Origin of the sequence: Staphylococcus sp. HMSC059F04 (genome assembly GCF_001812565.1) — a bacterium.
Taxonomy (GTDB): Bacteria; Bacillota; Bacilli; order Staphylococcales; family Staphylococcaceae; genus Staphylococcus; species Staphylococcus lugdunensis.
In genome coordinates, this window is sequence record NZ_KV809472.1 from 65489 (window position 1) to 79170 (window position 13682).

11 protein-coding genes are annotated in these 13682 nt (G+C 34.7%); 10 read left to right on the forward strand and 1 reads right to left on the reverse strand.

The genetic code is table 11. From position 1 onward, the window contains the following. Window positions 1-58: 58 nt before the first annotated feature. Window positions 59-1756, reverse strand: a complete 1698-nt coding sequence (locus HMPREF2864_RS08380) for an Rqc2 family fibronectin-binding protein (RefSeq protein ID WP_070545157.1) — start codon at window positions 1754-1756, stop codon at window positions 59-61. A gap of 159 nt (window positions 1757-1915) precedes the next feature. Between HMPREF2864_RS08380 and gmk the strand changes: the two genes are divergently transcribed. The 10 genes from gmk to pknB all read left to right on the forward strand — a co-directional run bounded on the left by gmk (window position 1916) and on the right by pknB (window position 13500). Further along, a complete protein-coding gene (gene gmk / locus HMPREF2864_RS08385; protein WP_002459337.1) occupies window positions 1916-2539 on the forward strand; it encodes a guanylate kinase in 624 nt (207 codons plus the stop codon). Beyond that, a complete protein-coding gene (gene rpoZ / locus HMPREF2864_RS08390; RefSeq protein WP_002459336.1) occupies window positions 2539-2751 on the forward strand; it encodes a DNA-directed RNA polymerase subunit omega in 213 nt (70 codons plus the stop codon). Before gmk ends, rpoZ begins: the two co-directional genes overlap by 1 nt. Before the next feature lie 226 nt (window positions 2752-2977). Then, window positions 2978-4177 (forward strand): bifunctional phosphopantothenoylcysteine decarboxylase/phosphopantothenate--cysteine ligase CoaBC, encoded by a 1200-nt coding sequence (gene coaBC, locus HMPREF2864_RS08395; protein WP_070545156.1) that lies wholly within the window; start codon window positions 2978-2980, stop codon window positions 4175-4177. After that, complete coding sequence (gene priA, locus HMPREF2864_RS08400) at window positions 4177-6585, forward strand: primosomal protein N' (RefSeq protein ID WP_002459334.1); 2409 nt, start codon at window positions 4177-4179, stop codon at window positions 6583-6585. The genes coaBC and priA overlap by 1 nt, the downstream gene beginning before the upstream one ends. A gap of 350 nt (window positions 6586-6935) precedes the next feature. Continuing rightward, window positions 6936-7424: a peptide deformylase gene (locus HMPREF2864_RS08405; protein WP_070545154.1), complete on the forward strand. Its 489-nt coding sequence runs from the start codon at window positions 6936-6938 to the stop codon at window positions 7422-7424. Next, on the forward strand, window positions 7417-8349 hold the full coding sequence (gene fmt, locus HMPREF2864_RS08410; RefSeq protein ID WP_070545152.1) for a methionyl-tRNA formyltransferase: 933 nt from the start codon (window positions 7417-7419) through the stop codon (window positions 8347-8349). The genes HMPREF2864_RS08405 and fmt overlap by 8 nt, the downstream gene beginning before the upstream one ends. Next, a complete protein-coding gene (rsmB, locus tag HMPREF2864_RS08415; RefSeq protein ID WP_070545150.1) occupies window positions 8346-9653 on the forward strand; it encodes a 16S rRNA (cytosine(967)-C(5))-methyltransferase RsmB in 1308 nt (435 codons plus the stop codon). Before fmt ends, rsmB begins: the two co-directional genes overlap by 4 nt. 2 nt (window positions 9654-9655) lie before the next feature. Then, entirely contained in the window at window positions 9656-10750 is a 1095-nt protein-coding gene (gene rlmN / locus HMPREF2864_RS08420) for a dual-specificity RNA methyltransferase RlmN (RefSeq protein WP_002459330.1), read from the forward strand. Window positions 10751-10756: 6 nt separating this feature from the next. Next, on the forward strand, window positions 10757-11500 hold the full coding sequence (locus tag HMPREF2864_RS08425) for a Stp1/IreP family PP2C-type Ser/Thr phosphatase (RefSeq protein ID WP_002459329.1): 744 nt from the start codon (window positions 10757-10759) through the stop codon (window positions 11498-11500). Next, complete coding sequence (gene pknB, locus HMPREF2864_RS08430) at window positions 11497-13500, forward strand: Stk1 family PASTA domain-containing Ser/Thr kinase (protein ID WP_002478308.1); 2004 nt, start codon at window positions 11497-11499, stop codon at window positions 13498-13500. Before HMPREF2864_RS08425 ends, pknB begins: the two co-directional genes overlap by 4 nt. The last annotated feature ends 182 nt before the right edge of the window (window positions 13501-13682 follow it).

The window sequence follows — 13682 nt, forward strand, 5'->3', positions numbered from 1 at the left end:
CCAATATAGAACTCAGAGCCTAAAATATAATTATATTCCAGACTCGCAACTACTGATGTTAAGATTGTTTCATGCTTTGAATTTTATCGTAATCAGGCGTAGCATATAATGTTTTTTGATTGTCGTAAGTTACAAATCCAGGTTTAGCGCCTGAAGGTTTATGCACGTTTTTTATTTCTGTATAGTCTACAGGGATTTGGCCAGATAGTCCCGCCTTTGAAAAGTAACCCGCTAACATTGCCGCTTCTTTAATCGTCGTTTCACTTGGATGCGCATTTAAAATCACAACATGAGAACCTGGAATATCTTTTGTATGAAACCATAAATGTGATTTATGCGCTTTTTTATTAGTTAAGTAATCATTTTGTTTATTATTTTTGCCGACAAGAATAGTATCTCCATCCGTGGATAAATATGTTTGTAAACGTATGGCTGTCTGCTTTTTCTTATGGCGTTGTCTGCGTTGTTTCATAAAGCCTTGTTCAGCTAGTTCATCACGAATTTCATCAATTTCATCAACAGTAATATGTTGTAGCTGTTGCTCTATTGTTTCGAAATAAGCAATATTTTCTTTCGTTAGTTGAATTTGATGTTTTAACTCATGTTCGCGTGTCTTCATACGCTGATATTGCTTATAATAATATTGTGCATTTACAGAAGGGGATTTAGTTGGATTTAATGGGATTGTGACGTCTTTACCTGTGTAATAATTGAGTGCAGTTACCGTTTTATCACCTTGTTTAATTCGATAAATATTTGCTGTAATAAGCTCTCCGAATAATCGTTGTGTTTCTTTATCTTTAGCTCCCTCATATTCTGAAATTAATTTAGATAACTTATGTTCATTTTTGTTTAATTGCTGTTGCACAAAACGCACTAAATCATTTGCACGTTGCTTTACTCTATCACGTTCACCTCTGGCATCAAAGTAACGATCTAATAATTCATGCAAAGATGCATATTCAGATACATCATCTGAAAATTGTAACAACGGCATAAAGTAAAAATCTTCTTTACCAGTTTCATGATTTTTATGGAAAATAGGCTGTGGTTGATTATATGTTTGTTGCATGACTTCATCATAGGCTAATGGTAACGTTTCGTTAGTCATAAATTGACGTCGCTGTACGATTTCATTACTAATTAATGGACTAAAACCTTCAAAGGTATTAAGTAATTGTTTGGCAATTTTTCCTGCATTAAAATCAATATATTTTAACGTTTGTTGTCCAGTAATCTCAAAAGGATTAAGCTTATGCTGAGTTGGTGGTGCTTCATATTTAAAGCCTGGCATAACAGTACGATATTGGTTTGTATTTGGTGTTAAATGTTTTAAGCCTTCTAGTATTTTTCCATCATGGTCTGTCAAGATAAGATTACTGTGTTTACCCATGATTTCTAAGATAATAGTGCGGTAGATGGTATCGCCAATTTCATCTTTACTTTCAACGTCAATTTCAACACGACGATCGTTGCCAATTTGGCGAATTGCTTTGATAATACCACCTTCTAAATGTTTACGGAATACCCTTGCAAACATTGGTGGATGAAATGGATTGTCATACTTTTTATATGTTAATTGTAATCTTGAAAAGCTAGAATGAATCGACATGAGTAATTGATGATTTTGTCGCTGTTGTCGAATTACTAATATGACGGTATCATTTTCAGGTTGATTCACTTTATGAATACGTCCGGACACTAAAAATTGTAATGCTTCTACCATTTTCTTTGTAAATAATCCATCAAATGCCATGATTTTTTGCCACCTTCATCTTAATTCATTCATCATATTTTAACATGATAGACGACTATCGTCATGAAAGAAGTTTAATTAAGATATGCTATACAATTTTAATGACAATGTGATATCATATTAAAATAATAGAAGAATAGCATAGAAAGGTCGTAGGGCATGGATAATGAAAAAGGATTACTCATAGTTCTTTCCGGACCATCGGGCGTAGGAAAAGGAACTGTACGTAAGCAAATATTTGATGATCCAACCACATCATATAAGTACTCTATATCTATGACAACACGTGATAAACGTGACGGAGAAATCGATGGCGTAGATTATTTTTTTAAGACGAAAGAAGAATTTGAAACATTAATACAACAAGATCAGTTTATCGAGTATGCTGAATACGTTGGTAATTACTATGGCACACCTGTTCAATATGTCAAAGATACGATGGAAGCTGGACATGATGTTTTCTTAGAGATTGAAGTTGAAGGTGCTAAGCAAGTAAGGAAGAAATTCCCGGACGCACTTTTTATATTTTTAGCGCCACCAAGTTTAGAACATCTAAGAGAAAGATTAGTAGGTCGTGGTACAGAATCCGATGAAAAGATTCAAAAACGTGTAAGTGAGGCACGTAAAGAAGTAGAAATGATGAATTTGTATGATTACGTTGTAGTCAATGATAAAGTTAATTTGGCTAAACAGCGAATCCAGTCGATTGTTGAAGCAGAGCATTTGAAGAGAGAGCGTATTGAAGCAAAATATAGAAAAATGATATTGGAGGCCAAAAAATAATGTTAAACCCACCGTTAAATCAATTAACAGCTAAAATTAATTCTAAATATCTGATTGCCACTACGGCAGCTAAACGTGCACGAGAATTAGATGAAAAAGCGAATACGGCATTACTTGCAAATTATCATTCAGCTAAACCTGTTGGCAAAGCGCTTGAAGAAATTGCAAGTGGTAAAATCGTACCAGAAATTCCTGCAGAATATCGCGGATAATCCTTTTAATTCATAATCATATTGATGTCATACAAATAGCACACCTTTAAATACAATGCAGTCAATGAGACTACAACTTAGGCATTGGTTAAAAGGTGTGTTTTATCTTTTTAGCACTAGTTAAGCTGACAATTATTGCTGTGTTATCTTTTTTTCATCTTACATACATTTGTGTATAATGAAGATAAATAAGGATGGCTAAGTAGACCAAAGAGGAGTTCAAACAATGAAGCATATATTATTAGCGGTTACAGGGGGCATTGCGGCATATAAAGCAATTGATTTAACAAGCAAATTAACACAAGCTGGCTATGAAGTGAAAGTCATGTTAACTGAACATGCACAACAATTTGTTACACCACTGGCGTTTCAAGCAATTAGTAGACATCATGTATATACAAACACGTTTATTGAAGCGCATCCTGAAGAGATTCAACATGTAGCATTAGGAGATTGGGCAGATGTTATTGTTGTGGCACCGGCAACAGCAAATACGATTGCTAAGTTAAGTGCTGGTATTGCAGATGATATGGTGACATCAACATTGCTGGCAACAAAGACGCCAAAATTTATCGCACCAGCGATGAATGTACATATGTATGAGAATCCACGCACGCTTCACAATATAAGCATTTTAGAAGATGATGGGTATCACTTTATTCAACCTGGTGATGGATTTTTAGCTTGTGGTTATGTTGCTAAAGGTCGTATGGAAGAACCACTGGAAATTTTAAACGTAATTAATCGTTATTTTGATCAGCAAGAACATTTACAACAAAGTACGTTTAAAGGTAAACACGCATTAGTAACAGCTGGTCCTACAGTTGAAGTTATAGATCCAGTGCGTTTTGTATCAAATCGGTCATCTGGCAAGATGGGTTATGCACTTGCACAAGCCTTAAAGCAACGCGGTGCAATAGTGACATTAGTCACTGGACCAACACAACTAGACGACCCACAAGGCATTGAAGTTGTGCATGTTCAAAGTGCTGAAGAAATGTTTAAAGAAGTGACAGCACGTTATCAGACCCAGGATATTGTATTCAAGGCAGCAGCAGTATCAGACTATACGCCTAAAGAGGTTCAACCCCATAAGGTGAAGAAGCAAGATGGTGAGTTATCCGTTGTCTTTAAACGCACCCCGGATATTTTAAAATATTTAGGTGAGCATAAATCACATCAATATTTAGTGGGATTTGCTGCTGAAACGCAAGATATCGAGCGTTATGCACAAGAAAAATTAACACGTAAAAATGCAGATGTAATTATTTCTAATAATGTTGGTGATACATCGATTGGTTTTAGTTCGGATGATAACGAGTTAACAATGCATTTTAAAAATCATTTACAAATTGATATAAGTAAAGGGAAGAAAATAGACGTAGCCCAACGAATTTTAGATGAATTAGAAACTAGGTGGCATTAATGATAGCAAAGGTTATTGTTGATATACCGTCAAAGAGTGTTGATTTCACATTTGACTATGTCATACCCAAACGATTAGCTGCATTTGTTCAAGTAGGTGTTAGAGTTGTTGTGCCATTTGGACCAAGAACAGTGCAAGGGTATGTTATGGATATACAATCACATCCAGATCAAGATATCGATGAAACTAAGCTTAAGGAAATCAAAGAAGTACAAGATATTCAACCAGAATTAACTTCGGAATTAATACAATTAAGTGCATGGATGAGTAATTATCATGTTACCAAAAGAATTTCGGTGCTTGAAGCAATGTTGCCAAGTGCCATAAAAGCGAAATATCAAAAAGCATTTGAACTTGTGAAAGAACAAGAAGTTGCTGAAAGTTTACGCGTAAAATTTAATAAAGAAGGTCATTACTTATATAAGGATGCACAAAAAAACAATGATTTAGCTGAATTGGTGCAGTTGTTGAATAATGGTGACATACGAGAGGTTACATTATTATCACAAAAATTAAAGAAAAAAACACAGCGTGCGGTAAAAATTATCCAAGGATACCATCCAGACGAAGTATTAGCGAAGTTGGAAAAATATATAAAACAATATGATTTGTATGCATATTTATTAGATGAGCAGCAACATTTTGTCTTTTTAAAAGAAATCAACGATATGGGATTTTCAAATTCGAGTCTCGATGCACTAATTAAAAAGGGATACGTTGAAAAATATGATGCAGAAATTGATAGAGATCCATTTGCAAATCGCGTGTTTGAACAAGAAGTTAAACAAAAACTCACTATAGAACAGCAACATGCGTTTGACACTGTGAAAACAACGCTCGATGGCGACGAAGCCCGTACCTTTTTATTACATGGCGTCACTGGTTCAGGAAAAACCGAAATCTACTTACAAACTATTGAAGCAGTTTTAAATAAAGGTAAACAAGCTATGATGCTCGTGCCAGAGATTGCCTTAACGCCGCAAATGGTATTACGTTTTAAACGACGTTTTGGTGATGATGTAGCTGTCTTACATTCAGGTTTATCGACAGGAGAAAAGTATGATGAATGGCAAAAAATTCGAGATGGACGTGCTCGAGTAAGTGTGGGTGCACGCTCAAGTATTTTTGCCCCTTTTAAAGAACTCGGATTAATTATCATCGATGAAGAACATGAATCTACCTATAAACAAGAAGACTATCCACGGTATCATGCACGTGAGATCGCTCAATGGAGAAGTCAATACCATAACTGTCCAATTATTTTAGGCAGTGCAACACCATGTTTGGAATCATTTGCACGTGCTGAAAAAGGGGTTTACACGTTGCTTTCATTACCACATAGAGTCAATCAGCAAGCGCTTCCTAATATTGATATTATCGATATGCGAGAAGAATTGTCACGTGGCAATCGTTCTATGTTTTCAAATGATTTGAGAGATGCAATGAATGCACGATTAAAGAAAAAAGAGCAAATTGTGTTGTTTTTAAATCGCAGAGGATACGCTTCATTTATGTTGTGTAGAGATTGTGGTCATGTACCTCAGTGTCCTAATTGTGATATTTCATTAACCTATCATAAAACCACTGACCAGTTGAAATGCCATTATTGTGGTTATGAAGAAACGCCTTCTAATCAATGTCCTAATTGTGAAAGCGAACACATTAGACAAATGGGAACAGGTACTCAGAGAGTTGAAGAACTGTTGCAGCAAGAATTTCCGGATGCACGTATCATACGAATGGATGTTGATACGACATCACGTAAAGGTGCACACGAAAAACTGCTAAGCGATTTTGAACAAGGAAAAGGCGACATTTTATTAGGTACGCAGATGATTGCCAAAGGCTTAGACTATCCTAACATTACTTTAGTTGGTGTTTTAAATGCTGATACTATGCTTAATTTGCCTGATTTTAGAGCGAGTGAACGAACATATCAAATATTAACACAAGTTGCAGGCCGCGCTGGTCGCCATGAAAAAGAAGGTCAAGTTATCATTCAAACCTATAATCCAGAGCATTATGCAATTCAAGATGTTAAACAAAATAATTATTTAACATTTTATCAACGAGAAATGACTTATCGAAAATTAGGAAAATACCCACCATATTATTTTTTAATTAACTTCACTATTTCACATAAAGAGATGAAAAAAGTAATGGAGGCTTCTAAGCATATTCATCATATTTTATTGCAACATCTCACCTCAAAATCATATGTGTTAGGCCCTTCTCCAGCAGCATTATCTCGAATAAATAATGAATATCGTTTTCAAATTTTAGTTAAATACAAACGAGAACCAGAACTATTAACAGCTTTACAATATTTAGATGACTACTATCATGAACAATATATAAAAGATAAACTCTCATTGAAAATAGATATCGATCCACAAGTCATGATGTAATGACATTTTAAGAATATTAAATTATAAAACAGAAGTAACCTGACAGTCTGTGACATCATTGATGTTTTAAGTTATGAACTAAATATTGACAGTAGTTGATTGGATTGAAAATACACTTATATCAAGCTTGTTTCAATCCTAGTCAACTTTTCCGGGGCGGGACTACGAATTCATAATGAATTCTGTCCTGCTCGCTTGTTTTAAGTGGAACAATAATCAACGCATTTAAGAAATAATTCATTTCAGGTTAACGACATATGTTAAAATGGATGGTGTTATTTGAACAGTGGTCGCAATTTCTTGTTAGATAAGTTATAATGATATGATGAATTTTAAAGAGGAGTCTATACATGACAGTTAAACCATTAATCAAATCGACGCATCCTTTATTAAAAAGGAAAGCACAAAGAGTGACTGAGTTTGATAAATCATTAACACAACTATTGTTAGATATTGAAGACACGTTATATCAACAAGAAGCTTCAGCTTTTTGCGCTTCTCAAATAGGGATAGATAAGCAAGTGGCTATCGTTGATATGGAAATGGAAGGTTTATTACAACTTATCAATCCTACTATTATAAAAGCTTCTGACGAACAGGTCATTGATCTTGAAGGCTCTATTAGTTTACCAGACATTTATGGTGAAGTAGCACGTAGTCAGATGATTGTGGTTCAAAGTTATGATGTACAGGGAAATACCCTAGAATTAACGGCTTATGATGATGTGGCACGCATGATGCAACATATTATTGACCAAATGAATGGCATAGCATTTACAAATAAAGCACAAAAAATTTTAACTGACAAAGAAGTGGAGGCGTATTTTGATAATGAGTAAAGTCATATTTATGGGCACACCAGATTTTTCAACGACAATATTAGAAATGTTAATCAAGGAACATGAAGTGATTGCCGTTGTTACTCAGCCTGATCGTCCAGTAGGTAGAAAACGTGTACTGACACCACCACCTGTAAAAAAAGTGGCGCTCGAATATGATATTGCAGTTTATCAACCAGAAAAGCTAAAAGGTTCTGAAGAGTTGGAAGCATTATTACAGTTGGATAGTGATTTAATTGTCACTGCAGCTTTTGGTCAGTTATTGCCAGAAGTATTACTCGAAAAACCTAAATATGGTGCAATCAATGTTCATGCCTCCTTATTACCTAAATATCGAGGAGGCGCACCAATCCATCAAGCCATTATTGATGGTGAAACAGAAACGGGTATAACCATTATGTACATGGTGAAAAAGCTTGATGCTGGTAATATCATTGCGCAACAAGCTATTGGTATTACTGAAGATGATAACGTTGGTACTATGCATGATAAATTAAGCATTTTAGGTGCAGATTTATTACAAAAAACATTGCCGGACATTTTAGAAGGAAAGAATCAGAGTATTCCTCAAGATGATTCTAAGGCAACATTTGCTTCAAATATTAGTCGAGCCGACGAACGTGTTGATTGGCAGCGCAACGCTCAAGAGATTCATAACCATATTAGAGGACTTGCACCATGGCCGGTTGCATATACTACAATGGATGATAAAAATATGAAAATTTTTGCTGCACATATCATTAAAAATAAAGCTGGGGAACCAGGAACAATTATTGCAACAACAAAGCAAGCAATCATTGTTGGTACGCAATCAGATGATGCTATTGCAATAACGGATATGCAGTTGGCTGGTAAAAAACGTATGCCCGTTTCAAATTACTTAAGTGGTGTTCAAACCTCTTTAGTTGGGAAGAAATTAATATGACACAATCTGTAAGACGCCATGCACTAGATAGTATCCATGCGATATTGAATGAAGGGGCTTATAGTAACTTAGAAATCAATGATGTGCTTAGCTCTCAAGACTTGTCAGCTGTTGATAAAGGGTTATACACTGAACTTGTATACGGAACAATTAAACGAAAATTCACACTAGACTATTACTTGAGACCTTTTGTACAAACGAAAATTAAAGGCTGGGTGCGACAATTACTATGGATGAGCATCTATCAATATGTTTATTTAGATAAAGTACCTAATCATGCGATTATCAATGAAGCTGTTGAAATAGCTAAACATAGAGGTGGGCCACACAACGGTAATATTGTTAATGCTATTTTACGTCAGATAATGCGTAGTGATTTACCTAATGTGGATGATATAACTGATGAAAAGAAGCGAATGTCAATTGCATATAGCTTGCCTAAATGGATTGTTGATCATTGGGTAACTCATTATGGCCTAGCTCAAACGCATCGTATAGGCCAAGCATTGCTCACACCCACAGAGACGACTGTTAGGGCTAATATTGTTAAAGCGTCAATAAATGATATTATTGATGCATTAGAACAAGACGGGTACACGGTTACAAAGGATTCTGATATATTAAGTTGCTTGCATATACAAGGACGCCCCGTTATTGAGGCACGTGCATTTAAAGAAGGTTTAATATCCATACAAGATAAAAGTTCTATGTTTGTAGCACAATTGGCAAATTTACAAGCACATGATAAAGTGTTAGATGCTTGTAGTGCGCCTGGTGGTAAAGCATGTCACATGGCAGAAATTTTAACTCCAACAGGGAGTGTCGATGCTACAGATATCCATGCACATAAAATTAATTTAATAAAATATAATATCAAAAAATTAGGCTTAAACAACGTACATGCATTTCAACATGATGCAACTCAACCATATACAGAGATGTATGATAAAATCTTGGTGGATGCACCATGTAGTGGTTTAGGAGTGCTGAGACATAAGCCAGAAATTAAATATACGCAATCCAAAGAAGGCACACAAGCACTAGTAGACTTGCAATTAAACATTTTAAATAATGTAAAACATCATTTAAAACCTGGTGGGACAATTATTTATTCAACTTGTACTATTGAACAATTAGAAAATGAAAATGTAATTTATAGTTTTTTAAAGGAAAATAAAGATTTCGAATTTGAGCCAATGATACACCCACAAACAGGTGAGCAAATCAAAACCCTTCAAATTTTGCCACAAGATTTTAATTCAGATGGCTTCTTTATCACGAAGATAAAAAGAAAGGAAAGTTAAGCATGATAACCACTCAAAAAAAGAAGAAGAATAAGTTTTTACCTGATTTTGATAAGCAATCGATTTATTCGTTGCGTTTTGATGAAATGCAACAATGGCTAGTTGAGCAGGGGCAACAAAAATTTAGAGCGAAACAAATCTATGAATGGTTATATCAAAAGCGGGTTAATTCTTTTGAAGAAATGACTAACTTATCCAAAGATTTGCGTAAACTACTGGCAGATCATTTTGTTATGACGACATTAACGACAGTGGTTAAACAAGAAAGTAAAGATGGCACTATTAAATTTCTATTTGAACTGCAAGATGGTTATACAATAGAAACCGTATTAATGCGTCATGATTATGGCAACTCTGTATGCGTAACAACACAAGTGGGCTGCCGCATTGGGTGTACATTCTGTGCGTCTACTTTAGGTGGCTTAAAACGTAATTTAGAGGCTGGAGAAATAGTGTCACAAGTACTTACAGTACAAAAAGCGCTCGATGCAACAGAGGAACGAGTATCACAAATTGTAATTATGGGCATTGGTGAACCATTCGAAAACTACGATGAAATGATGGACTTTTTACGAATAGTTAATGATGATAATAGTCTAAACATTGGTGCACGTCACATTACGGTATCTACCTCTGGAATTGTGCCGCGCATTTATGACTTTGCAGATGAAGAAATTCAAATTAACTTTGCTGTAAGCTTGCATGCTGCGAAAGATGATGTACGCTCTAAATTAATGCCAATCAATCGCGCTTATAATGTTGATAAATTAATGGAAGCCATCCGTTATTATCAACAAAAAACAAACCGACGTATTACATTTGAGTACGGCTTATTTGGTGGCGTCAATGATCAACTTGAACATGCACGAGAATTAGCACATCTAATTAAAAATCTAAACTGTCATGTTAATTTAATCCCAGTCAATCATGTTCCAGAGCGAAATTATGTAAAAACATCAAAAGATGATATCTTTAAGTTTGAAAAAGAATTAAAAAGATTGGGTGTAAATGCTACAATAAGACGAGAACAAGGTTCAGATATTGATGCTGCATGTGGTCAATTAAGAGCAAAGGAACGACAAGTAGAAACGAGGTAAGAGACAATGCTAAACGCACAATTTTTCACTGATACAGGTCAACATAGAGATAAAAATGAAGATGCTGGTGGTATATTTTTAAATAAAACGCATCAGCAATTGTTAGTATTATGTGATGGTATGGGTGGTCACCAAGCGGGTGAAATAGCGAGTCAGTTTGTAACAAATGAACTTCAAGCGCGTTTTGAACAAGAAAATTTGATTGAAGAGTCTCAAGCTGAAACGTGGTTGCGTACAACATTAAAACAAATTAATCTCGAATTATATTATTATGCACAAGAAGACCCAGGATATAGAGGCATGGGGACGACATGTGTCTGTGCCTTGATTTTTGAGAAAAAAGTCGTTATTGCTAACATTGGAGATTCAAGAGCATATGTCGTCAATTCAAGAGAGATAGAACAGCTTACACAGGATCATTCATTTGTTAATCATCTAGTGATGACAGGTCAAATTACTGAAGAAGAAGCATTTCATCATCCGCAAAAAAATATTATTACACGTGTAATGGGAACAGATAAACATGTGACACCTGATATTTATTTTAAGCGAATCAATTACTATAATTATTTATTATTATGCTCTGATGGATTGACAGATTATATAAGAAATGACGTAATCAAGGATGCGCTTTTAGAAGAGTTAACTATAGAACAGTTAGGAAATAAGCTCATACAATTAGCACTTGATTATCAATCTAGAGACAACATAAGTGTAATTCTTGCAGCTATAGAAGGTGACAAAGTATGATCGGAAAAATAATTAGTGATCGTTATAAAGTGATTGATAAGCTTGGTGGCGGCGGAATGAGTATGGTTTACTTGGCTGAAGATATGATTCTTGAACGTCAAGTAGCGATTAAGGCAATTTCTATTCCACCAAACGAAAAGGAAGAAACTCTTCGCCGTTTCGAGCGTGAAGTGAATAACTCGACGCAACTTTTCAGTGAAAATATCGTCAATGTTTATGATGTTGATGAAGAAGACGATTGTTTCTATTTAATTATGGAATATATTGATGGACCAACGTTATCTGAATATATACATACACACGGGCCACTTAACATTGATACTGCAATTCAGTTCACGCAACAAATATTGAATGGAATTCAGGAAGCGCATCATAAAAGAATTGTTCATCGTGATATTAAACCCCAAAATATTTTAATCGATAAAAATAAAACACTAAAAATATTTGATTTTGGGATTGCAAAAGCGCTAAGTGAGACATCATTAACTCAAACAAATCACGTATTAGGTACCGTGCAATATTTATCACCAGAACAAGCAAAAGGTGAGCCAACAGATGAATCAACCGATATATATTCGATTGGCATCGTATTGTATGAAATGTTAGTTGGTGAGCCACCTTTTAATGGAGAAACGGCAGTTAGTATTGCAATTAAACATATCCAAGATGCAATTCCGAACGTTACAGATATTAGACAAGATGTACCTCAAGCACTTAGCAATGTTATCTTAAAAGCGACGGAAAAAGATGTAAGCGATCGTTATATTAATATACAAGCTATGATGGATGATTTGAGTAGTGCACTTATCGATAGCCGTGCAAATGAGGATAAATATCAACACGAAGAAGAAACTGTAAAAACATTGGCTATCGATAAAAATGATATTAAAAGTAAAATGAAAGAATCTGACAATAAAGGTAAAATTGCGCAAACAATGCAAATACCTATTGTAAATCAACGACAATTTCAATCAGCAGAGGAGCATGTTTTTGTTCCTCAAAAGAAAAAATCGTCAAAAGGGAAAAAGTTTTTAATTGCTTTAATCATAATATTATTAATTGCTAGTTTAGCTGGTTTTATCGCATGGGGTGTCTTTGGAGATAAATATGAAGAAACACCAGATTTAAGTGGTAAAACGGAAAAAGAAGCAGAACAATTACTCAAAGAGAAACATTTGAAGTTAGGCAATATATCTAGAAGTTATAGTGATAAGTATGCGGAAAATCAAATCATTAACTCTAAGCCAGAAGCAGGTTCACGTATCAATCAAGGTGATGCAGTAGATATTGTGTTATCAAAAGGTCCTGAAAAGGTCACAATGCCTTATGTTGTTGGAATGACAAAGGCAAAAGCCCAAGAAAAATTAAAGTCATTAGGTTTGAATCATATCTCTATCAAAAAAGATTACAGTCGCACAGTGGCTAAAGGATTGATAGCAAAACAAAATCTACCAGCTGACAGCAAGGTTAGGCTTAATGACCATCATATTGAACTAATTGAATCCCTAGGTGTTAGACAAGTATTTGTTAAAGATTATGAGGGCAAAGCCTATTCAACTGCGAAAAAAGAATTAGAAGAAGATGGTTTAAAAGTTAAAGTAACTACAGAAGCAAGTGATAGTGTCAAAAAAGGAAACGTCATTTCACAATCACCAAAAGATAAAGAAGTAGATGAAGGTTCGACGATTCAATTGAAAGTTTCAAAAGGCGAAGATACAGATTCAGACGAGGATAAAAATGATGAAGATGGTGATTCAGATGATGTTAAAACCCATTCTGAAACAGTAGATATTCCATACTCTGGAAAAGATGATGAAAGCCAAACAGTAGATATTTACATTCGTGATGAGGACCATAAAGCGTCAGAAGTTGCACGAAGTTTTAAAATTAAAGATGATAAAAGCACTACGATTTCTTTGAAAATAAAAAAAGGAACAACGGCAGGCTATACAGTGCGTGTTGATAATAAAATTGTATTGGATAAAGATGTGGATTATTAATATCATTAAGTGTTGAGTCACCATTATATGATTACCGGATAAACAAAGATAATGTTAACTTTGTTTATCCGTTTTTTTAATGTCTAGACAACAAAATATTATATAATAAGTGAATTACAGATATATTAATATGATGCATTTTGATATAATAACCTCGTATCATAAAAATTGAGAGGTGTCAG